Source organism: Enterococcus sp. E4-150, from assembly GCF_035726465.1.
Taxonomy (GTDB): domain Bacteria; phylum Bacillota; class Bacilli; order Lactobacillales; family Enterococcaceae; genus Enterococcus_B; species Enterococcus_B faecium.
On the sequence record NZ_JAPRGK010000010.1, the window covers coordinates 46,383 to 68,159 of the forward strand.

The following is a 21,777-nucleotide window of genomic DNA, read 5'->3' on the forward strand; positions in this document are numbered from 1 at the left end:
TTTGATACTATCTTACTAAAATAGGAAAAAGTCAAATTTCCCCCTGTTAGATTTTTGATATACACCGATACAGATAACAAACCAACTTATTTGTAAACTTAAACAAAATTCATGGGTAATTAATGTTTGATAGTTACAATGAGGACTATAAAAATTATCGAGGTGGATAAATGGAATGATTTAAAGTATCGTAAGCTTAGAATATACTTATCAACACACATATCTTACGGGGAGATTTAAGTCTGCCATCAAATAAACGCAGAGAACTATGATGAAATCATTGAAAGTGTTAAAATTCCCTTTTGAATAGAAAACCATTTGAAACAATCCATGTAAGATATAAAATTCTTAATTAAAAGAGGAGAAAAAATGAAAAATAAAAAAAAGAAACTCAAAGGAATGAAAGCAAATGATCTTTTAGTAGGTATTTTGGTTGTTATTGTATTCATTATGCTAGTTCTAAGACATACAATATTCAAAAACAGCCAATTTGATTTTCTTCCGCTGATTTCATTTATTGTTGTATTAGGGATTCTTATTGTTAGTTTCATAAACGTAGAACCTTCGAAAAAACATGAGGTATTCGTTGAAAAGGGCCTGGGATTTGGGTATACTATCAATCCTAGAAATCTGTTTGGACTGTTTCTCTATATTATTTTGCTAGTAGCAACTATATTGCCTTACTTTATATAAAGTAAGCTTTTAAGTCTCCAAAAATTGTAAATCATTTATTAATAAGAGCATACAAAACTCAACCATGTAGATATATAGCGTATGTAATCTAAAGAAATCAATTTAAAGATAAACGTAAAGTATGACGCTAAGAGGGAACTGTGACAAAAGACTTGTCGCAGTTCCTTTTTCCGAATAAACGGTGTTCAAAAGCTTGCATCTGCGGTAATAAGCTCAACCAAACGTAAAATATGAGGAACTATTTTTGTTTGGCTGTTCTTATTACTTGATGCAGGGCAGCTTTTTCACAACCTCTGATACACGGTGTTCCAGAAGTAACTTCTTCGAAAAATAAGCCGAAATTTCACAAAAATTTGAAAAGCAATTTTCGTAAATTCCTTCTTATTTCTTGAAGCTACCCACTTCTGTCACAACCTCCATCCATTATGAAAGGAGAACACTGCAAGCAGAACTACGGTCTTCTGTATGATTCAAAGAGATGTCGATTTTCAAAGTTGAAACATAATCTAAAAAATAAATATCTCTATTATCTAAATGTTCCTGTTCGATTCCTTGTTGGATTCTAAAGTCAATAGCTAATAAACTGCAATTTGTTTCCATGATCCCCAGTGATGCTTCGAATATAATATAAATTGTTCCTTTCTTTAACCTAGGGAGTGTGATTGGATTTTTTGCATATGACTGACAATATATTTTGCTTTTTGAGTTGTCTTCTACATAAAATAGGTGAAATTCTATTGTTTTTTCTTTTCGAACATAAATCGAGTTAACAACATTGGTTTTTAACATTTCAAGTTGATCTTTATAGATTTTGGAAATAGGGACCTCATTTACATCTACCATTTCTTTTAATGTAATTAATGGTTTTTTTCTTTTTTTCACGCAGTGTATTTTTTCTTTATATTTTTCAAAAAGAAAATCCGTATCTAACAATATTCCTTTTCAAATAAGTATATGGAGCTGGCCAATATAACTTACATAAGGATTGTTAAATAGTAGTTTGGTAATAATCGTTTTTTAGTAGCGTAACAAAAATTCCCTAAAAATTAATAGCTGTTTGCTATGGTGGTAATAAACTCAAAGATCTATAACACAGGATCATTCAATTTGTAATGATTATATTTCGAAAAGGCTTCTATCTTATCGAAAATGCTATCTACGTCAGCTGTTGCTAAATCCTGATAAGGGATGGAAAGCCCATTTTTTTGATCTCATCATTCATATAAGCTTGATCCATTTCATTGTACATAATCAAATCAGCTTGGGGAATATCAGTAGTAATATCGTAGCTAATGATTGAAAGGTCCCATTCGGGTTCAACTTTTATACGTAATTGTTCCTGAAGCTTCTTTGATCTACTCCAGATCATACCGGCTCCGCTACTCTTAAGAATTCCCCTTCTTGTGTTTACCGAATAAATCCATACCAGCTTTTTCATACCTTTCACTCCTTAATACTTTTATTGTGTCTATATAATATAAGTAATGTAGTATATACTTTAATACTCTTGAACTTGATAGTTATCTTCAGTTAGCAGAGAAGATCATTATCTGTTCGTTTAACCTAATCATAGACCACTCTTGGAAATAATCAAGTGGTTCGTATACCAGTATACTTTTTCAACATACTGAGTTGAGTACTGACTAGCTATAAATCACTAATTCTATAATTTCATTAACAATATTAGCTTTAGGGAGCTTAAGACGTATCTCTTGAAGTTTCTTGCGAATAAATTTTTTATAAACTGTGAGGGGAGCTAACAAAATGGCTAAACACACGACACTTTTCTTTGTTTACGGTGTTTGCATAAGATTTGCATAAGAGGAGAAAAATTATTATGTAGCAAAAAAAGCAGGTCCTTATCAGTAGCGCTTTGACTTAAGGTGTAGCCAAGAATCAGGAAAAGGATTGGCTAAAAAAGTATGATCACCAGAAGTTTTGGATGAATGAAATGTCGTACCTCTCATCTTGAGACTGTTAGAAGAAAGAAAAAAAGAGAAGGGGCACTAGAAACAAGTATATTTCGTGAATGGATCGTAAAAGAATAAGAAATATTGTTTTTACAAAAACCTGACCGAAAAACAGTACACATTTTCGTATTTTTTCGTTTTTTCTTGACTACTGATGGCGCTATCAGTATCATAAATGGCAGATAGACACAGCCAAATAAAAAAGGCACCTCTGCTTCTAGTGGCAGCTAGAAGCAGAGACCTTGAAAAGTCATCACACGTGACCGTCCAAGTTTGCCATAGTCAATGTAAATACATCAACCTTGTTTATTGTATCGAATCTAAAAGGAGAAATCTACCCTTTAGAGGAGAAATTTTAACAAAATGTATGCGTTTTATTTGCTGAGCAAAAGGTATTGGACGTTTGTGTTCAATACCTTTTTTGTCTGAACATACACCTGAAGATAAAACTGCTCTGTTCGAAGATCTCTTGTGCTTTTAATAGAGCTATAGCCAGCAGAATCGGTCAGTGTAAAAAGATGTTTTTTCGTCAAAGGAACTAGCCTTTGCGTATCTTATTATGGAAGCAGATTTTATTTGGCTGTTTTCTATCGCTGAAAGGAGAGGAGCAACCGATGCAAGTGATCGCTATTTTGAATCACAATGCTATCATTGCGAAATCAGAGGAAGGGGAGTGGGTGTTGATCAAAAAAGGAATAGGCTTTGGACGCAAAATCGGGGATCCAATCAATGAAAGAGATGTGGAAAGTGTCTATCAAAAAATTTAAAAATCGGGGAGTCACTGTTCAACAGGCTTGACCCATTTCGCTTCAGCGGAATGCGTCAAGCCTGTTTTTTTGAAGGGAGGAAATACCGCTGGAATTGACTCAAGTCATTTATGAAGAGTTGCTGATCATTCAGTCAAAAGCACAAACGAAACGCCAAATCTTAAAAGAATTAACAAAACTTATGACAGATAAAGGCGTAATAACTGATACAGAAAGTTTCTTGGATGATGTCTATCAAAGAGAAGCAGAAGGAGCAACAGGAATCGGACAAGGGATTGCTATCCCTCATGGTAAATCACCAAGTGTCCGGCAGACAGTGATCGCAGCTGCTACTTTAGCGGATCCGATTCCATGGGAAACATTAGATGATCGTCCTGTAGAAATCGTGATTTTATTTGCTGTACAAGAAGGTGACAAAAATAAAGGGCATCTTCAGCTTTTGCAAAAGATTGCCGTACTTTTGGCAAGAGAGAGGTTTATCAAAGAACTGAAAAAAGCTGCTTCAATCGAGGAATTATATATATTATTGACACAAAATGACTAGGAGGAATAATGACTTATGTTAATAACAGGAAAAGAAATACTAGCCGTAGCGAAAGAGAGAAGCTTTGCCGTTCCTGCCTTTAATGCAGGTTCTGGGCAATTATTGAACGCAGTGATAGAAGCTTGTGAAGAAGCAGAATCTCCTGTTATGATTGCAATCCATCCAGAAGAACTGAAATTTTTGGCAGACAGTTTCATCGCTCAAGTGAAATATGCAGCTGAGCAGACAGATATTCCCGTATGTATCCATTTAGACCATGGTGATGAATTCAAACAAATTATTCATGCCATCCGCTTAGGTTTTACTTCTGTTATGATCGATGCATCCCATCAATCGTATGAAACAAATGTCATGTTATCTAAAAAAATAGTAGAAGCTGCTCACGCTGTTGGTATTTCTGTAGAGGCCGAGCTGGGGACGATCGGAGACACAGGTAATACTGTAGAAGGCGGTGTCAGCGAGATTATTTATACGGATCCGTTAACAGCACAAGCATTCATTGAGGAGACCGGAATCGACAGTTTAGCGATCGCTATTGGAACAGCCCACGGGATCTATCCTAAAGAACTCAAACCCAAGCTTCGCTTCGATATTTTAGAATCGATTCGATCATTGACTACTATTCCTTTAGTCCTTCATGGAGGATCAAGCAATCCAGATGAGGAGATTCGTCAGGCAGTAGAATTAGGAATAAATAAAATCAATATTTCCAGTGATATCAAAATGGCATTCGCAGAAAAACTCCGAGATATCTTGAACTCAGGAGATTTAGAGATACGTGAACCGAATATGCTGTTTCCGCCTTGTATGGAAGCTGCAAAACAGGTTGCTTTAGATAAAATTTATTTATTCCAATCAGATGGCAAAGCAAAATACTATATGTGAGGGGGCAACAAAATGAAGATCGTAGGAATCGCAGCTTGTACCGCGGGGATTGCACACACGTATATCGCAAAGGAAAAACTGCTTCAAGCAGCAGAGAGCCTTGGACATGAAATCTGGATTGAGACACAAGGTCTTGCTGGAACACAAGAGCCACTAGAGCAAAAGTGCATTGCTGCTGCAGATGTCGTGCTTATTGCAGCAGATATCAAGGTAAACGGAAAAGAGCGTTTTCGTGGAAAAAAAGTAGTCGAAGTACCAACTAGTTTAGTTGTCAAATCTCCGAGAAAGATGATCGAAAAATTAGAAGAGATGCTGAATGAAAGAATGGAAGGGGAATAAGATGGAGATACTGAAATCAATAGGCTTCAAAAAACATTTAATGACGGCGATCTCTTTCTTTTTACCTATCGTCGTCGCTTCCGGATTCTTGCTAGCTATTGGGAATATGATGGATGGAGTCACTATTGAATCATTCACAGATGGGTTTTCTTTTGCAGATACGATGACAACGATGGGAGGATATGGTTTAGGTTTATTACCAATGATTGTTTCCTGTGCCATTTCTTATTCAATAGCAGATAAGCCTGGTATTGCCCCTGGTTTGATTACTGGGATGACCGCTAGTGGGATTGGAGCGGGATTTTTAGGTGGAATGGTTGGCGGATATTTATCTGGATTAGTTGTTATTGGACTAACGGCAGGAATCAAAGTACCTAAATGGATGGATGGTCTAATGCCGACTCTGGTTTTACCATTTCTCAGTTCTTTCATTGGAGGATTGGTCATGTATTACGTGATAGGGACACCTATTAATTGGATTACAGAGATGGTTACAGGTTATCTAAGTAATTTAGATACTTCTTCGTTATTTTTATATGGTGCAGTAATTGGCGTATTATCATCAATCGATTACGGTGGAGCAATCAACAAAGTAGTATTTGCTTTTGTGTTTGCTTTGTTTTCAGAAGGAATCTATGAACCAATCACTGTATTGATTTTAGCTTCGATGGTAACCCCATTCGGCTTGACGATCGCTTATTTCTTAGGGAAAATCATTCGTAAAAATATATTCAATCGTCAAGAAATCGATACATTGAAGACCGCTTTTCCTATGGGGATCTGTCAGATCACAGAGGGATGTTTCCCTATCGTATTGAACGACTTGGCACGCAATGTCATAGCAACGGGAGTCGGTGGGGCAGTAGGTGGCGGATTAAGCATGCTTTGGGGCGCAGATAGCCGTATTCCGGCATCGGGAATGTTTGCAGTCGCTACGATGACCAGACCATGGGCATTCATTGGTGCATTGTTAGCTGGTTCTTTTGTCACAGGAATAACCATTTTATTATTGAAAAAAACAGTAGATCCGAATGCAGAAATCATCCAAGAAGAAAAAGAGGAAGAAGACATATCTTGGGATGATTTGACAATTAGTTAGGAGAGGCAGAATGGATTACAAGAAAAAAGTACAATAGATGTACCTTGAGGCAGGAATGGTATGAAAGAATCAGAGTTAGAAAGAATCGAATATACAGATTTTGGTTTAGGAGCGATCGAAACTGTCCAGAGCATCGGCACCCTCCTTGAAATGACGATGAAGGAAAAATGAGAACCTTTCGTTGTCGAAAAGGTCTGGTATACCTTATGTCGAAGGAAAGGAAACAAAAAAACTTTCCTGTACTATTCCAAAAAGGAAAGAAAGTTATTATACAGTAAAAAAAGAAATTATTCTTCATGCTAGAGATCAGTACACGATCGAGCCCAATATCAAACACTAGTTCCAGGCAGGCGCAACAGGTGCGGTTATCACTGAATTTTCTTCCAGCAGTGACGATTCAAGTGATATTTTTACAAATCCAGCTATTTATCGTTAACAAAAAGATTTTTAGGAGAAGCTGATGAACAAAAATGATCAAATTTTGATCGTTTAGTTCGTCGGCTTTTTTATTTAGAGAAACATCATTTATCAGTGAAACATAACACGAGAACAAAATGATTTTTTCGTTCATAAAAGAAACAAGTATTTGTTGTTTAAAATAATACACGTTATTGGCATATAGGACGAAATCCCAGTATCTCCTATAAGTAAGTCATTTCATATCGATGAAAACACGTTATTTATTTTTGTTTTATCTATAAAATAGCTGAAAAATGATTTTTTTCTAAATACTATATATAGTGGTGTCTATCCTATATACCACTAAAAAACTACAAAATCTAGTCTTTTATTTAAAAAAAACACGTGTAGAATGAAGATAGACTTTTGAGTTAGGGAGTGTTTTTTTATGAAACTTACTGTTTTTTGCGGTTCCCGTTTTGGCAATAAAGAAAGTTACAAATTTATTGCGCAAACGTTAGGAAAATACATGGCACAAGAAGAAATCGAACTGGTTTACGGTGGTTCATACTCCGGGATTATGGGAGTGATTAGTAAAACAGTACTGGAAAATAACGGAAAAGTCACAGGTATCTATCCGAATGGGCTTTTTGAAACTGAATTGCCTGGAAAAGATGTTACTACATTTATTCCTACAGAAACGATTGATGAAAGAAAGGTATTATTATTTGAAAAGGGAGATGCTGTCCTCGTTTTCCCTGGAGGTCTAGGTACATTGGAGGAATTCTCACAACTTCTTTCTTGGATAGCAATCGGTCTGACGCCTGACAAGCCAATCGGAATATTGAATATTGGCGGTTATTACAGCGGCTTGCAACAATTATTAGAAACTTTTGCAAAAGAGGATTTTATGGATAAAAAATGGTTGGATCAAGTAATCTTTTCCAATAATCCATTGGAACTGGTCAATGAATTACGAGCAGTATCTATTAAAAATCAGTTATTATTGAAGGAGGCAAAATAATGAGTCAAATATATTTAGCAGGACCATTTTTTTCAGAGGAGCAAATCGATCGAGTAAGTCGTATCGAAAAAGCGTTGGAGGAAAACAAAACAGTCACAAGTTTCTACTCTCCACGTCATCACCAAGAAAGCAATTATGAACTATTCAGCGCTGGATGGGTGCAGGAAGTATACGAAAAAGATATGGAAGAACTGACAAATGCAGAATTTGTTGTTGCTATCCTTGACTTTGAGCATCAAACAATCGATCCAGGAACGGCTTACGAATTAGGTGTGGCAACTATGTTGAAAAAACCGATGATCATTGTACAAGAAGAAACGGTACCTACGAACTTGATGATTACACAAAGTCTCCATACGTATTTAAAATCAGACCAAGCTGTACGTGAATATGATTTTAAAACATTGCCTGTTGAAACTTACGTAGGCGAGTACTTATAGAAGAGGAAGGGTTGTATGTCAGTGATTTTGATTTCAGGAACGATTGGTGCAGGTAAGAGCAGTTTGACGGATATGCTTGCAAAAGAGATTGATTCTAAACCATTTTATGAAAATGTCGAAGATAACGAAGTATTGCCGCTCTTTTATTCAAATCCTGAGCAGTACGCTTTTTTATTGCAAATCTTCTTTTTGAACAAGCGATTTTTAGCAATGAAAAATGCTTTAGTGAACGATGACAATGTGCTAGACCGATCCATCTATGAAGATAGCCTGTTGTTCCATCTAAACGCTGATTTAGGTCGGGTAACGGATATCGAAGTACAGCAGTACGATAGCTTATTAGATACGATGCTAAACGAGTTAGATGATGTTGCTCCAAAAAAACGGCCTGATTTGATGGTCCATATCAAAGTTTCTTTGGACACGATGCTAGAACGTATCAAAAAACGTGGGCGTGATTATGAACAGCTAGAAAGCGATGAAACGTTATATACCTATTACGAAACGTTGAACACCCGCTATAATCAATGGTATGAAGATTTTGATGTATGTCCTAAAATACAAGTGGATGGGGATACATTCGATTTTGTAGAAAATCCAGAAGATGCAAAAAAGGTGATCCGTCAGATCCAAGAAAAATTAGCTGAATTGGAAGGAAAGCCTGCTGGAAAATATTTTACGGATAACCAGCATGCAAAAGGTCAAGAATTAGGCTAAAAATAAAAAACCAAACGACGGGAAAGAAAAATTACTACGTGATGTAGAATAAGCCTTTCTATCGTTTGGTTATTTTATATTCAAATATTTGAAATAAATAAATCTTTACTCTTTGATTTGTAAACTGAAATGATCCACTGTTTGTTTTACTGATGAAGCTTGATCAAAGGAAGAAGCTGAGTTTGAAGTTCATAAAAATCAGCCATAGTGAGTTTTGCTTGATTTTGTTTATCTTCTTCTACTTTTTACATAATTTTGAACAGGATAAGATTCAAATGTTTTAAATGAATCTTTGACTAGTTTGTGACAGTTGTCGCATATGCTCAAGCTTCCTTGGTCATTAAATTCTGTATGGATATTTTTGTTGTTATTACATGTACAATAATCAGGACTATCGATCATCCATTTCGTCTCCTTTACAATCATCTTGCTTCTTTACTATAGCAGAAAAGAAGGGGAGAAACAAAAGAAGATCCAACAGACGGCACTATAGACTGTAGATGTTGCCATCCTCATCCTTCAAACGGTAATTACCGATTTTTGTAAATATGACTGTTGTTTCTTTTTTATTTTCTTTTCCTGAAATAATATATTCGTCATCTTTGGTAGTAATCTTGATATCTGTCAGCACCGTTTTTTCTTCAGATGATTCAGAAGAATCAGTTCCTTGTGTCTGATACGTGCGTGTCCATTCCATTTTTTTATCTGTAAATGTCAACTGTCCCGCGGATAAATCCATATCTTTACGTACTTTTAGCGTATATACACTGTTGGTGATATCTGCTTTTTCCGCTTTTAAGACAGAAGAATCGGTTGTTTCGTCCGAGGATTGGTCAGAGCCGCCAAACAAATCACAGCCAGTCAATGTCAAAAGTCCCGCAGACAAAATAAATAGTACGATTAATTTCTTCAAAATACTTCCCCCATTTGATAGGATAAAGAAATTATACCATTGGAATGTAAAACTTCAAACGGATGGAAGAGAAAAACGCACAAAACACCCACAAATAGAGTAAATTTTAGAATAAAATTTTAAAAAGGCAAAAAATCCGCCACTTTCAGAAAGCGTTTTAAAAAAGTGTTGCAATCTTTTAAAAAAATGCTATATTAAAAATGAACCGGTTCAAATACTTGTTTAAGTATAATTAATAGTGAGAGGAAGTTGCTCTACTGAAGACTTTAGTTATATGGATATTGATGACAAGCAACACTATGCAAAGAATGCGGTCATCATAATCGAACAACAAGAAAGAGAAATCAAATGTAACTGGCAGGAGTGAGAATGTATGGCATCGATCCGTGACGTGGCTAAGATGGCTGGTGTTTCAGTGGGAACAGTTTCCCGTTACTTGAATGGTCAGCAGCTGAAGGAAAAGAATATGGAAAAAATAGCAGAAGCGATTTCAGCGTTGGACTATAAAGAAAACATCATTGCTAAAGGGTTGAAGAATAATCGAAGTTTCTCTATTGGACTTTTGATAAACGGGATATCTAGCCGTTTTGGTTCGGAGGTTGTTTCAGGGATCGAAAGAGTAGCTGAAGAAAATGGGTATAGCTTATTATTAAGCGGGTTTGCCGATCAGCCAGAAAAAATCGAACAAAAAATTGAATACCTGATGAAGCATGTGATCGATGGGCTGATTGTCTTCTTATCCGAAGAAGAGTGGTCTGGATTTGAAATGCTCACAAAAATGAGTATTCCAGTTATCGCATTGAATTGTCCAGAAGGGCCAGCAGGTATTGATACAATATTAGTGAATGATCGAGAAAGTGTAGCAAAAGTGATCGCTCATCATGGTGAACAAGGACATAAAAAAATCGGATTTATTGCTGCCGCTCAAACAGATTACGTAGCAAGAGAACGTTTAGCAGGAGCCAAAGAAGCGGTCCAAAATGATCCATCGATCCAATTAGAGGTCTTTACAGGAGACTATTCTAGAAAAAGTGGCTATTATGGGGCAAAAGAATTATTAGAAAAAGGAGTAACAGCGATTTTTGTCAGCAATTATAATATGTCGATCGGTGCTATCGAATGTTTCAATCAAGAAGGTATCAGAATCGGGAAGGACATTGCGTTCAGTCATTATGATTATTTGGATAAAAACGATTTGAGCATCCTTCCGAAAATCACGATTACACCACCAACAGATAAAATCGGGGAACAAGCCGCAGAACAGCTGTTGAAACGAATCAAAAAAGAAGAGGAAGAAAATGAAAAAGTGATTGTGATGGAAAATATCATACATGGAATCAACTAAAACGAACTAAAAAAGAAAAAGAGGTGCTTTGATGAAAAAATATCAATTTCCAGCAAATTTTTGGTGGGGTTCTGCAGCAAGTGGCCCACAAACAGAAGGAAGGATTTCAGGTGATGGAAAAGGAGAGAACATTTTTGATTATTGGTACAAAAAAGAACCGCAAAAGTTCTTTGACCAAGTAGGACCTGAAAAAACTTCACAAGTTTATACGAAGTATCAAGAGGATGTACAGTTGATGAAACAGACTGGGCATAATTCATTTCGAACATCTATCCAATGGAGCCGTTTGATACCTGATGAATCTGGAACAATCAACGAAGAAGCCGTTCGTTTCTATCATCGTTATTTTGATGAGTTGATTGAAAACGGTATCGAACCCTTTGTGAATCTGTATCATTTCGATATGCCGATGTATCTGCAAGAAAAAGGCGGATGGTTGAACCGAGAAACGGTTGAAGCCTATGAAAAATATGCCAAAAGTTGTTTTGAATTGTTTGGTTCGAAAGTAAAAAAATGGTTTACTCATAATGAACCAATCGTTCCAGTCGAAGCAGGTTATTTATATCGATGGCATTATCCAGAAGAGTCAGATATGAAAAAAGCGATCCAAGTTGGCTATCATGAAGCGTTGGCTTCAGCGTTAGCCATCAAATCTTACCATGAAATGGAGCAAGGTGGTGTTATTGGTATCATCTTGAATCTGACACCAAGCTATCCAAGAGACGAATCAAACCCTGAAGATGTTAAAGCAGCGCAAATAGCAGATGCGTTCTTCAATCGTTCATTCCTAGATCCAGCTGTAAAAGGCGAGTTTCCAAGTGAATTGATTGAGATAGTAAAAGAACTTGATCTCATGCCTGTGATCCATGCAGAGGATTTGACGGTCATCAAAGAAAATACAGTAGATCTTTTAGGTATCAATTATTACCAGCCACGCCGGGTAAAAGCAAAAGAAACACCAATCGATACTAAAAACGGTCCAATGCCTGAGGATTATTTCGACAATTATGAAATGCCTGGTCGTAAAATGAATCCTTATCGCGGATGGGAGATCTATGAACAAGGAATCTATGATATTTTGATCAATGTACGAGATCATTATGGAAATATCGACTGCTTTATTTCTGAAAACGGTATGGGTGTAGAAAACGAAGCACGATTTATCAAAGAAGATGGCATGATCCACGATGATTATCGGATCGAATTTGTCCAATCTCATCTGAAATATGTCCATCAAGCCATTCAAGAAGGTGCCAATTGTTTAGGCTATCATATGTGGACATGTATGGATAACTGGTCGTGGACCAATGCATATAAGAATCGATATGGCTTTATTTCAGTAGACTTAGCACAAGATGGAAAAAGAACAATCAAAAAATCGGGTCATTGGTTCAAAGACGTATCAGATAAAAACGGATTTGAGGCTTAAGAAAGAATAGTTGAGAGCAAATGCGTGAAATTCTCCATTCTTACCATTTTGTGAAAAAGAAGTTCAATTATTTACGATCTTTTTCAACTTTTTTGTCTTTCTATTTCATTTTTTGTATATAATAGAATAGTCAAAATTAAATAGGAGTGGAGGAAAGCATGAGGAAAAAAAGACCGTTTCTTCTCTTTTGGTTATTCGGTTTTTTCTTACTGCTTATTTTATCCGCAGCATTTTCAGGAAAAATGACAGCAGATCTTGCTCAGAAAGAAACAGAAAAAATCGTAGCAAGCAAAGAATCAGTAGATAATTTCAAAAAAGAATTCTCAACTTATTGGTGGGCGGAGTATAAAATAACTGCCAATTACGAAAAAGGCGAATTGGACATTTATTTGCCAAAAGGAAAAGAAGAAAATCAATTTATTAATATCGATGACGTACTTAGTGCGATTTCTCTCAGACAATATCAATTTAAAGACAAGCATTTGACCGTTTTGCTTTTGACTCATGATGGCGACAAAGTAGCCCGTTTGAAAAATGGAAAAGTGATCACCGCTTATTCTGAAAAAGTAGACAAAAAAGTGATCGCCGATCGTTTAGCGGAATGGAAAAAGACAAATGAACAAGTCAAGAAAACAACTGTCTCTTCTCAAAAAAACGAGTCGACAGGAACAAGTCCTTCAGATTCTGGCAGTGGACAAACGATAACGGGAAGTGAAGAAAATCAAGCCTCAATTATTACGAATGAGTCATCACAAGGACAATATCAATCCTATGGACAATGAAAAACAGAGGTTGTGACAGAAGTGGTCAGCTTCAAGAAATAAGAAGAAATTTACGAAAAGTGCTTCTCAAGTTTTTGTAAAATTTCGGCTTATTTCCGAAAAAGCTGTCCTGCATCAAGAAATAAGGAGCTGCGACAAGAATTTTGTCACAGCCTCTTTTTTTGTACGAATACCGAGAAACTGGCTTTTGAATACCGTGGAGTGAAGCGGTCACCACAAGACTTTTATCTCTTCATTAGTTTAATCGCTTACATCACAGCGGTTTTATGCTGTGAAAAATGGACGGAATAATCTTTAGAAAGAATAAAAAAATCTTAAGATAACAACTTTTTTAGGGAATTTTCATTTTTCAGGAGCAAAATAAGGAAAAATGTGAATAGAGAGAAGTGATATACGTGACACAACTTAAAAAATTGTGCCAAAATCGTTTAGCAATCGTTTTGACAGCTGTTTTCTTTTTCTGGCTGAAGACGATCATTGCCTACTATGCAGATTTTTCATTAGGTGTGGAAGGTACGATCCAGTACTTTATCTTGTGGATCAACCCAATTGCGACTACCTTATTGTTTTTTGGCCTTTCTTTGTATATTAAAAAGCCAAAGCCAGCGTTAGCTATTCTTTTGATCATTGATATTTTAAATACGCTTTTGTTGTACTTGAATATTATTTTTTATCGGGAATTCACAGATTTCATTACAGTCAAATCTGTATTAGGCTTTTCGAAAGTGTCGCAAGGATTGTCAGGAAGCTCCTTTTCTTTGATGAAGCCCCATGATGTCATCTACTGGCTGGATATCGCTGTGTTCATTGGGCTACTGGTTTGGTTGAAGGTCAAGAAAATACCTATCAAAAGCAACCCTGTCGGCAAACCGATGGCTATCGCTGTTACCTGTCTTTCAGGGCTTATTTTTTCAGGAAATCTAGCGCTGAGCGAAGCCAACCGTCCACAATTGCTGCAGCGAACATTTGACCGTTCATATATTGTCAAATATCTAGGAATCGATGCGTATACTATTTATGACGGAATCAAAACAGGAATGACTAGCAGTGTTCGCGCGCATGCAAGCAGTAATGGGATTGATGAAGTTTTAGATTATACAAAGAAACATTATGCAGAGCCAAATCCCGAAACATTTGGGATCGCTAAAGGGAAAAATGTGATCGTTCTCCATTTAGAAAGTTTCCAGCAGTTTTTGATTAATATGAAGGTAGACGGACAAGAAGTCACACCGTTTTTAAATAGTATTTTCCAGAATCAAGCAACGATCAGCTTTGACAATTTCTTTCATGAAGTAGGACAGGGAAAGACAAGTGATGCTGAAAATATGTTGGAAACTGGCACATTTGGTTTACCTCAAGGCTCATTATTCACAGAGCTTGGGTCAGACAATGTCTTTCAAGCCGCACCAGCGATCCTTGGACAAAAGCAAGGCTATACAAGCGCTGTTTTCCATGGGAATGTAGCTAGTTTTTGGAATAGAGATCATGTATATAAAAACTTAGGTTATGACAATTTCTTTGATCGATCTTATTTTGATGAATCCGACGAAACGTTAGGTTATGGGATATTAGATAAAGATTTATTCAGAGAATCTGCCCAATATCTTGAGCATCTACAACAGCCGTTTTACACGAAATTTCTTTCCGTAACCAACCACACGCCTTATTATACGGATGATAAGAATTTCGATTTTCCATCTTTGAACACTGGAAATAGCACAGTAGATAACTATGTTCGAACGGCACATTATTTGGATCAGTCATTGGAACAATTTTTTACGTACCTGAAAAAATCCGGTATTTATCAAAATTCGATCTTTGTGATTTATGGGGATCATTTTGGCATCTCAAATACAGATAATAAAGATTTAGCAAGTGCTCTTGGAAAAGACCCAGATACATGGAATGAATTTGACAACGCACAAATGCAGCGTGTGCCATTAATGATTCATATGCCTGGTTATACTAAAGGGTCAGTCAATCACGAATACGGTGGAGAAATCGATGTTTTGCCGACATTACTTCATCTCTTGGGAATCGATGATAAAGACTATCTCCATTTTGGTACGGATTTATTATCTCCTCAGCATGATCAAGTAGTGGCTTTTCGAAATGGGAACTTCGTGACACCCAAATACACCGTCTTAGGAGGAAAAGCTTACAATAACCAAACAGGAGAAATCATCGATACGAAAGCAGCAGGAATCGACGAGGAAATTTCCAAAGATCAGGAAAAAGTCAAGTCTGCTTTAAGTCTTTCAGATAAGCTGAATCAAGAAAATCTCTTGCGTTTTTATGTGCCAAACGGATTTGAAACGATCGATCCGAAAAAATATGACTATAAAAATGAAGCAGAACGTAACATAGCCATCGAAAAGCAAAAAGGCGAACATTCGACAAGTGTCTTTTCAAAAAATGGCAATAAAACAACAACCAACTTATATCCAGTAACAAGAACAGACGTTGAACAGCAAAAAAATAATCAATAAACAATCAAACCAACCTTCAGTAGTTAGACAACATTCTAATGCTTGAAGGTTGGTATTTTTTATGAAAAAAACATTTTTTTATTTTTTTCGTGTATTTTTCCTTTTTAACGTATCTATTTATTGAATGCGGAAAAATTTAAATTAAAAAGGAGAACTATTATGTATGATGGTGAATTGATTAAGAAACTTCGAGTCAACAAGAAGTTGACACAGTCCCAATTAGCGGAAGGAATCTGTTCTAAGACTTCTCTAGTCGGGATTGAGACAAATTCAGTGAAAAAAATGTCATTTGTAACATTGAGATCATTTTTAGAGCGAATGAACATGACACTTGCAGAATATGAATGGATGCGAAACCAGCTGGATGAACCAATAAAGTTAAAGAAAAAAAGACGAATGCTAGATCGGGTACAAGAAGACAGCTTTGATCCTTATAAAGAGATCAGCAATAACCGTAGGCATTTTAAGAAAACAGAAGATCTGTATTATTTGGTTTTGAATCTTCACATGGTCGAAAAAACAGAAGTATCTGAGACAGAATTTGAATTTTTACGTTATGAATGCCGAATCATTGAAGAATACTTGATGCAGATACCAGACTATGGTCAATTTGAACTATCTATTCTAGCTGATTTTCCTTGGATATTCAGTGATCGGTTTATTGAGAACAATTATTTGAAAATCAAAAAAAGAATGCGACGATTAGCACAGTTGAACAATCATGAGCAGTATCTCTTTACTTTTTTAATGAACCTGACTTCGTTTTATATAGAAAATGGTCGGTTGAAAAAGGCACGTAGTGTGAATGAAGATATGAAACGGAGTTTAGCACATAAAGAAAGAAGTACAGTGATCTATGAAACATTGATGGCAGATTATTATCAAAGATTGATTTCTGCTGCTTTAGGGGAAGAAAAGACGAAAGACTACCAAGAATTCTTCACAGTGCTCGAATATATGTTAGGAAAGAATCAACGGAGGTCCTTAGAGAAAAAACTACTGTCCATTGCTGAACCCAGCAACTAGACCAGCAGTTTAGAATTTGTATCACTTCGCCGCTTTTTCAGACGGTTTGTTTGTATCGAATGGCGGGAAAAAGCGGGCGATCTCTTTTACCGCAGCATCACGGGAATCAGAAGCGTGAATGATGTTTTCAGTCCCCGGCAGCGCGTAGTCTCCTCGGATCGTACCTGGAACAGCATCGGCAGCTTTTGTTGCTCCAACCATCTTACGGACGATATCGATCACTTCCTCGCCGACCAGCACAAGATAAACAACAGGACCGGAAGTCATGTAATCGATCAGTTCATCAAAAAAACTGCGCTCAGTCAAGTGCTGATAATGTTCTTTTGCTAATTCAGGAGTCATAGTTTCAAACTTCATTTCAGCAATGGCCAGTCCCTTTGCTTCAAAACGTTGGATGATGCTTCCGACTAAATGGCGTCTCACGCCGTCTGGCTTGATAATAACAAGTGTTCTTTCCATAACAGCACCTCGTTTCCTACTATATTTCTATTATAGCGGGAGGTGGAAAATGAGACAAATAAAACCGCGTGAGACAGGAATATAACGTGTGTATTTTAAAAAAGTATGAAAAACATGGAAAATTGATTTGACATCCTCTTTTTTAGTTGTTATATTAACGAAGGAAAACCGAATAAGATTTGTTAGGTGAGGCTCCTATACAAACATAGGCTACTGCCCAAAAACGTCGAGAGACGCCAATGGGTAGAACAGGAATTGTCGAGATAAGGCTTTTCATAAGGTAGCTAAAAGCAGGTATCTGCTTTTTACGTTGTACAGTGTCAAAACTCAACGATGAGATCTGAGAAGCTTTTTTTAATATGCTTTTTCAAACCTTTCGCTGAGTATTTGGCGAGAGGTTTTTTTGTTGCCGCAAATCCCCATCGGTGAAAAATAAAAAGGAGGTGGTCTAATTGGGAAAATAACTATTCGAAAAATGATTGGAAGTCATGAATTAAAATTACTTAGTAAAGGAGATGAGAACAAATGGATGACAGTCATTCGAAAAACAAGGATCTAGAGGAAAGGCCAGGGCTATTATCTATCTGTTCTCAGCCCCTTTCAGTTTTTTCTCTATCGATCCGATGAATAGCTAAAGACCAAAAGCAGCGAGAACAGCTGTCTTTTGGACACAAAGGAGAGATTGAGATGGAAAAAAAGAAAGATACACAAAAAATCTATGCAGCTTTTGCTGGAAAAACGAAACAAGAATTATTTGAACTATTCCATGCATCAGCAAATGGATTGACAGAAGAACAAATCGAACGTTCAAGAGAAAATTACGGTGAAAATGCGATTTCATATGGCAAAAAAACACCATTCATCGTAGAAATATTGAAAGCATACATCACGCCATTTACATTAGTGTTGATCGCATTAGGAATTATTTCATTCATCACGGAATATGTATTAGCAGCTCCTGGAGATAAAGATCTTTTCGGTGTAGCCATTATCTTCACTATGGTTATCGTCAGCGGGACAATGACGTTGATTCAGTCCGTACGTTCCAATCAAGCGGCTGAAAAACTGAAATCACTTGTGAAAGTAACGGCAGCTGTAAAACGTAATGGAAAGTACACAGAGATTCCTATGGAAGAAATCGTCTGTGGAGATCTTGTTCGGCTTTCAGCAGGGGATATGATACCAGCGGATATGCGTTTATTGTCCGCAAAGGATTTATTCATTTCCCAAGCAGCATTGACAGGGGAAAGCTATCCAGTAGAAAAGCATGCGAAAGTATGTGAAGACGATCAGCAAAGCGAAACAAGTTACGAAAATCTTGTCTTTATGGGAAGTAATGTCATCAGTGGAAGTGCGGAAGGAATCATTGTTTCTGTTGGAAATGAAACACTATTTGGTCATGTAGCAGAAACGCTATCTGAAAAACCAATTCAATCAAGCTTTGAATTAGGCATCCATAAAACATCCATGCTACTGATCAAATTTATGTCATTGATGGCTCCAGCAGTTATCGTCATCAATGGGCTTACAAAAGGGGATTGGCTAGAAGCTTTTCTTTTTGGACTATCTGTAGCAGTTGGTCTAACACCTGAAATGCTTCCAATGATCGTTACGACGAATTTGGTCAAAGGAGCAAGTGTGATGGCCAAAAAAGGAACAGTGATCAAAAATTTGAATGCCATCCAGAACTTTGGTGCAATCGATGTGTTATGTACGGATAAAACGGGGACATTGACACAAGATAAAATCATTCTTGAATATCATATGGATTGTGAAGGAAATGAAGATGATCGTGTTTTGCGCCATGCGTATCTAAATAGCTACTATCAAACAGGGCTGAAAAATTTGTTAGATGTGGCTATCATTGATGAAGCAACAGAAACTTTAGATACAGATAAGATCAATTATCAAAAAGTGGATGAAATTCCTTTTGATTTTGAACGTCGCCGTATGAGTGTTGTGGTTGCTGATCCAGCTGGTAAAACACAAATGATCACAAAAGGCGCGATTGAAGAAATGCTGAACATTTCTAAATTTATTGATCTTGGCGGTACTGTTACACCATTAACAAAAGAACGAAAAGAAGCCGTACTTGCAAAAGTACAGTCACTTAATGAAGATGGCTTACGAGTGATTGGTGTCGCACAAAAGACCAATCCAAGCGTCGTTGGAGAATTTTCAGTCAAAGATGAGTCAGACATGGTTTTGATTGGTTATCTTGCTTTCCTTGATCCACCAAAAGAAACAACGAAACAAGCGTTGAAAGCTCTGAAAGAACATGGTGTAGCTGTAAAAGTTCTGACTGGGGACAACGAATTAGTTACACGTTCAGTGTGCCGTCAAGTAGGTCTAGAGATCAATGAATTGGTTACCGGTGAGAAAATCTCGGAAATGAGTGATCATGAATTAGCACAAGTAGCTGAAGACCATGAAGTATTCGTAAAATTGAATCCTCAGCAAAAAGCACGTTTGACGACAGCTTTACGTAAAAATGGTCATACTGTCGGATTTTTAGGAGATGGTATCAATGACGCTCCTGCAATGAAAGTGGCTGATATCGGTATTTCTGTAGATACAGCTGTGGATATTGCGAAAGAATCTGCAGACGTGATCCTTTTAGAAAAAGATTTGACGATTTTGGAAAGAGGCCTTCTTTCTGGACGAGAAACTTTTGGGAATATCATGAAATATATCAAGGCTACAGCAAGTTCTAATTTTGGCAATATGTTTTCCGTGCTGATTGCAAGTACGTTCCTGCCATTTTTACCAATGCTGCCTTTACAACTTCTGTTTTTGAATCTGATCTATGATGTTTCCTGCATTTCCTTGCCATGGGATCGGATGGATAAAGAATATTTGGACGAGCCAAAAAAATGGAATGCATCTAGTATTGGGAAATTCATGGTTTACTTTGGCCCAACAAGTTCGATATTTGATATTACTACTTACTTGTTGATGTATTTTGTTATTTGTCCTGCTGTAGTGGGCGGAAGTTTCCATACATTGGATAGTTCACAGCAAGTGATTTTCATCGCATTATTCCATGCAGGATGGTTTGTCGAATCACTATGGACACAAACCTTAGTGCTCCATGCACTGCGTACACCGAAAGTACCATTTATCCAAAGCAATGCAACATTTGCCATGTTTGTTATCACTACATTAGGAATTATTGTCGGTTCTGTCCTTCCTTTTACAAGTTTTGGTACTGAATTAGGCTTGATGCCACTTCCTGGCAATTACTGGTTATGGTTATTTGCTACAGTCATCGCTTATCTGGCGCTTGTGACAGCTGTGAAGAAAATCTATATCCGTCGATTCCAAGAACTCTTATAAACGAGAAGGCTGGTTCTTTGCTTCTGTTCTTTTTGGACCAGTCGTGCTAAACTATGTGTATTGTTTTGGAAAGGATTAATGTATAAATGAAAGGTGCAATATTTGATTTAGATGGTTTGTTAGTTGACACAGAAAAAACGTATCGTGATGGCTGGCTTTGGGGATTTCAGCAATTTGATATCCATATCCCAAAAGAAATCGTTGACGCTTGGGGCGGAAAAAACTGGAAACAAAGTTTTGATATTTTAGTGAAAGCAGCAGGTAGCCCTGAAAAAGTACAGGAAGTCCGAGCGAAGCGCGAAGAATATTTTTATCAACAGCTGACAAGCGGAGCCATCCACTTAAAACCATATGCAAAAGAAATATTGGCAGACTTAAAAGAACGTCATATGAAACTAGGCATTGCTACGACCACTGTTACGAAAAGAGCAACAGATATCTTGGATCACTTTAAATTAGCTGATTACTTTGACACGTTTACATTCGGAGACGAAGTGTCGGAGAACAAGCCTTCACCGATTCCTTATCTGACAGCTTTGGAACGAACAGGATTAGAAGCTAGTTCAGCCTTTGCAGTGGAAGATTCTTTAGTAGGAGCAACAGCTGCTTCACGAGCAGGATTAGGCGTTGTTTTGATACCTGATTCCAGTTTTGTCCGAAATTATACCGTCGAAGAAAAGGAAAAATTGAAACTTCTTGCGGAAGGAAAAGATCTTCGAACTGTTATTGAAATGTTAAATAAAAAAACAGAAAAATAAATATAGAAAAAATAATTTGAATTTCGTACTTGACTTTTCAGTTTTCCTCATGTAGATTAATCCCAACAACAAAATATCGATTTCGTTGAAAAGGAAAGTAAGTTTGGAAACTTTGCAGAGAGGCTCTGGCTGGTGAGAAGAGTCAAGTAAGAAAAGCTGAAAATGGCCTTGGAGAATAATTTGTCGATAAGTAGGCAAATTCGGAACTGTTCGACCGTTAAAACGAACGCCAATCTCTCTTTTTGAGATGTTGGGCTTGAGGGAAGGAAACTTCCGAAAAAAGGTGGTACCGCGATACGTCGTCCTTTTACTGACATAGTTTATGTTAGTAAAAGGACTTTTTTTTTGAATATTATTTGCATT

21 protein-coding genes, 1 riboswitch and 2 other annotated features (1 of these 24 cut by a window edge) are annotated in these 21,777 nt (G+C 36.8%); of the genes, 16 read left to right on the plus strand and 5 right to left on the minus strand.

Annotated elements, in window-relative coordinates:
- The first annotated feature begins 369 nt into the window (after window positions 1-369).
- The gene (locus OZ002_RS09375) at window positions 370-693 is read left to right on the plus strand and encodes a hypothetical protein (RefSeq protein ID WP_086324531.1); all 324 of its coding nucleotides are present in this window, start codon (window positions 370-372) and stop codon (window positions 691-693) included.
- A gap of 423 nt (window positions 694-1,116) precedes the next feature.
- Here OZ002_RS09375 and OZ002_RS09380 read toward each other — a convergent pair whose 3' ends face one another.
- Window positions 1,117-1,575, minus strand: coding sequence for a hypothetical protein (locus OZ002_RS09380; RefSeq protein WP_252703934.1), 459 nt, complete (start codon window positions 1,573-1,575; stop codon window positions 1,117-1,119).
- Window positions 1,576-1,864: 289 nt separating this feature from the next.
- Window positions 1,865-2,131, minus strand: a complete 267-nt coding sequence (locus tag OZ002_RS09385) for a hypothetical protein (protein WP_231596133.1) — start codon at window positions 2,129-2,131, stop codon at window positions 1,865-1,867.
- Window positions 2,132-3,208: 1,077 nt separating this feature from the next.
- Between OZ002_RS09385 and OZ002_RS09390 the strand changes: the two genes are divergently transcribed.
- The 5 genes from OZ002_RS09390 (at window position 3,209) to OZ002_RS09410 (ending at window position 6,297) form a co-directional block, all read left to right on the plus strand.
- Window positions 3,209-3,430 carry a CAT RNA binding domain-containing protein gene (locus OZ002_RS09390; protein WP_016628078.1) on the plus strand — a complete coding sequence of 74 codons (222 nt, stop codon included), beginning with the start codon at window positions 3,209-3,211 and terminating at the stop codon, window positions 3,428-3,430.
- A 94-nt stretch (window positions 3,431-3,524) separates the two neighbouring features.
- Complete coding sequence (locus OZ002_RS09395; RefSeq protein ID WP_002293614.1) at window positions 3,525-3,974, plus strand: PTS sugar transporter subunit IIA; 450 nt, start codon at window positions 3,525-3,527, stop codon at window positions 3,972-3,974.
- Window positions 3,975-3,989: 15 nt separating this feature from the next.
- Complete coding sequence (locus OZ002_RS09400) at window positions 3,990-4,859, plus strand: ketose-bisphosphate aldolase (RefSeq protein ID WP_002331630.1); 870 nt, start codon at window positions 3,990-3,992, stop codon at window positions 4,857-4,859.
- A gap of 12 nt (window positions 4,860-4,871) precedes the next feature.
- Window positions 4,872-5,198 carry a PTS fructose transporter subunit IIB gene (locus OZ002_RS09405; protein ID WP_002306076.1) on the plus strand — a complete coding sequence of 109 codons (327 nt, stop codon included), beginning with the start codon at window positions 4,872-4,874 and terminating at the stop codon, window positions 5,196-5,198.
- 1 nt (window position 5,199) lies between these two features.
- Window positions 5,200-6,297, plus strand: coding sequence for a PTS fructose transporter subunit IIC (locus OZ002_RS09410; protein ID WP_002331628.1), 1,098 nt, complete (start codon window positions 5,200-5,202; stop codon window positions 6,295-6,297).
- 397 nt (window positions 6,298-6,694) lie between these two features.
- On the opposite strand, the gene OZ002_RS09415 is transcribed toward OZ002_RS09410, so the two are convergent.
- Window positions 6,695-6,904 carry a hypothetical protein gene (locus OZ002_RS09415; protein WP_016628075.1) on the minus strand — a complete coding sequence of 70 codons (210 nt, stop codon included), beginning with the start codon at window positions 6,902-6,904 and terminating at the stop codon, window positions 6,695-6,697.
- 240 nt (window positions 6,905-7,144) lie between these two features.
- On the opposite strand from OZ002_RS09415, the gene OZ002_RS09420 reads away from it, so the two are divergent.
- From OZ002_RS09420 to OZ002_RS09430, 3 genes are read left to right on the plus strand one after another with little or no spacing between them, the layout of a single operon-like run.
- Window positions 7,145-7,720 carry a TIGR00730 family Rossman fold protein gene (locus OZ002_RS09420; protein ID WP_002293608.1) on the plus strand — a complete coding sequence of 192 codons (576 nt, stop codon included), beginning with the start codon at window positions 7,145-7,147 and terminating at the stop codon, window positions 7,718-7,720.
- Complete coding sequence (locus OZ002_RS09425; RefSeq protein ID WP_123840160.1) at window positions 7,720-8,160, plus strand: nucleoside 2-deoxyribosyltransferase; 441 nt, start codon at window positions 7,720-7,722, stop codon at window positions 8,158-8,160. The genes OZ002_RS09420 and OZ002_RS09425 overlap by 1 nt, the downstream gene beginning before the upstream one ends.
- A gap of 15 nt (window positions 8,161-8,175) precedes the next feature.
- On the plus strand, window positions 8,176-8,877 hold the full coding sequence (locus OZ002_RS09430; RefSeq protein WP_002293604.1) for a deoxynucleoside kinase: 702 nt from the start codon (window positions 8,176-8,178) through the stop codon (window positions 8,875-8,877).
- Window positions 8,878-9,364: 487 nt separating this feature from the next.
- On the opposite strand, the gene OZ002_RS09435 is transcribed toward OZ002_RS09430, so the two are convergent.
- Window positions 9,365-9,790 carry a hypothetical protein gene (locus tag OZ002_RS09435; RefSeq protein WP_002293832.1) on the minus strand — a complete coding sequence of 142 codons (426 nt, stop codon included), beginning with the start codon at window positions 9,788-9,790 and terminating at the stop codon, window positions 9,365-9,367.
- Between the two features lie 373 nt (window positions 9,791-10,163).
- Here OZ002_RS09435 and OZ002_RS09440 point away from each other — a divergent pair, with 373 nt between their 5' ends.
- The 5 genes from OZ002_RS09440 (at window position 10,164) to OZ002_RS09460 (ending at window position 16,861) form a co-directional block, all read left to right on the plus strand.
- Entirely contained in the window at window positions 10,164-11,135 is a 972-nt protein-coding gene (locus tag OZ002_RS09440) for a LacI family DNA-binding transcriptional regulator (protein ID WP_049141898.1), read from the plus strand.
- Between the two features lie 31 nt (window positions 11,136-11,166).
- On the plus strand, window positions 11,167-12,564 hold the full coding sequence (locus OZ002_RS09445) for a glycoside hydrolase family 1 protein (protein ID WP_002293829.1): 1,398 nt from the start codon (window positions 11,167-11,169) through the stop codon (window positions 12,562-12,564).
- Between the two features lie 158 nt (window positions 12,565-12,722).
- The gene (locus OZ002_RS09450; protein WP_049141899.1) at window positions 12,723-13,346 is read left to right on the plus strand and encodes a hypothetical protein; all 624 of its coding nucleotides are present in this window, start codon (window positions 12,723-12,725) and stop codon (window positions 13,344-13,346) included.
- Window positions 13,347-13,741: 395 nt separating this feature from the next.
- Window positions 13,742-15,835 carry an LTA synthase family protein gene (locus OZ002_RS09455; protein WP_128704384.1) on the plus strand — a complete coding sequence of 698 codons (2,094 nt, stop codon included), beginning with the start codon at window positions 13,742-13,744 and terminating at the stop codon, window positions 15,833-15,835.
- A 159-nt stretch (window positions 15,836-15,994) separates the two neighbouring features.
- On the plus strand, window positions 15,995-16,861 hold the full coding sequence (locus tag OZ002_RS09460) for an Rgg/GadR/MutR family transcriptional regulator (protein WP_156249112.1): 867 nt from the start codon (window positions 15,995-15,997) through the stop codon (window positions 16,859-16,861).
- A gap of 21 nt (window positions 16,862-16,882) precedes the next feature.
- Here the strand turns inward: OZ002_RS09460 and ndk are convergent, their stop codons facing one another.
- On the minus strand, window positions 16,883-17,320 hold the full coding sequence (ndk, locus tag OZ002_RS09465; protein WP_002317955.1) for a nucleoside-diphosphate kinase: 438 nt from the start codon (window positions 17,318-17,320) through the stop codon (window positions 16,883-16,885).
- Window positions 17,321-17,491: 171 nt separating this feature from the next.
- Window positions 17,492-17,666: riboswitch (M-box (ykoK) riboswitch) on the plus strand.
- Between the two features lie 341 nt (window positions 17,667-18,007).
- Between ndk and mgtA the strand changes: the two genes are divergently transcribed.
- On the plus strand, window positions 18,008-20,656 hold the full coding sequence (gene mgtA / locus OZ002_RS09470; RefSeq protein WP_002323359.1) for a magnesium-translocating P-type ATPase: 2,649 nt from the start codon (window positions 18,008-18,010) through the stop codon (window positions 20,654-20,656).
- A gap of 86 nt (window positions 20,657-20,742) precedes the next feature.
- Window positions 20,743-21,414, plus strand: a complete 672-nt coding sequence (locus OZ002_RS09475) for an HAD family hydrolase (protein WP_002293780.1) — start codon at window positions 20,743-20,745, stop codon at window positions 21,412-21,414.
- A gap of 76 nt (window positions 21,415-21,490) precedes the next feature.
- Window positions 21,491-21,724 (plus strand) — a binding site (T-box leader).
- Between the two features lie 42 nt (window positions 21,725-21,766).
- Window positions 21,767-21,777: a binding site (T-box leader), on the plus strand; it runs 228 nt beyond the window's last position.

Bases quoted from the DNA above. Each gene is read 5' to 3' on its own strand.
- OZ002_RS09375 (WP_086324531.1), top strand. From the start codon at position 370: ATGAAAAATAAAAAAAAGAAACTCAAAGGAATGAAAGCAAATGATCTT.
- OZ002_RS09385 (WP_231596133.1), bottom strand. From the start codon at position 2,131: ATGAAAAAGCTGGTATGGATTTATTCGGTAAACACAAGAAGGGGAATT.
- OZ002_RS09400 (WP_002331630.1), top strand. From the start codon at position 3,990: ATGTTAATAACAGGAAAAGAAATACTAGCCGTAGCGAAAGAGAGAAGC.
- OZ002_RS09405 (WP_002306076.1), top strand. From the start codon at position 4,872: ATGAAGATCGTAGGAATCGCAGCTTGTACCGCGGGGATTGCACACACG.
- OZ002_RS09410 (WP_002331628.1), top strand. From the start codon at position 5,200: ATGGAGATACTGAAATCAATAGGCTTCAAAAAACATTTAATGACGGCG.
- OZ002_RS09420 (WP_002293608.1), top strand. From the start codon at position 7,145: ATGAAACTTACTGTTTTTTGCGGTTCCCGTTTTGGCAATAAAGAAAGT.
- OZ002_RS09425 (WP_123840160.1), top strand. From the start codon at position 7,720: ATGAGTCAAATATATTTAGCAGGACCATTTTTTTCAGAGGAGCAAATC.
- OZ002_RS09430 (WP_002293604.1), top strand. From the start codon at position 8,176: ATGTCAGTGATTTTGATTTCAGGAACGATTGGTGCAGGTAAGAGCAGT.
- OZ002_RS09440 (WP_049141898.1), top strand. From the start codon at position 10,164: ATGGCATCGATCCGTGACGTGGCTAAGATGGCTGGTGTTTCAGTGGGA.
- OZ002_RS09445 (WP_002293829.1), top strand. From the start codon at position 11,167: ATGAAAAAATATCAATTTCCAGCAAATTTTTGGTGGGGTTCTGCAGCA.
- OZ002_RS09450 (WP_049141899.1), top strand. From the start codon at position 12,723: ATGAGGAAAAAAAGACCGTTTCTTCTCTTTTGGTTATTCGGTTTTTTC.
- OZ002_RS09460 (WP_156249112.1), top strand. From the start codon at position 15,995: ATGTATGATGGTGAATTGATTAAGAAACTTCGAGTCAACAAGAAGTTG.
- ndk (WP_002317955.1), bottom strand. From the start codon at position 17,320: ATGGAAAGAACACTTGTTATTATCAAGCCAGACGGCGTGAGACGCCAT.
- mgtA (WP_002323359.1), top strand. From the start codon at position 18,008: ATGGAAAAAAAGAAAGATACACAAAAAATCTATGCAGCTTTTGCTGGA.
- OZ002_RS09475 (WP_002293780.1), top strand. From the start codon at position 20,743: ATGAAAGGTGCAATATTTGATTTAGATGGTTTGTTAGTTGACACAGAA.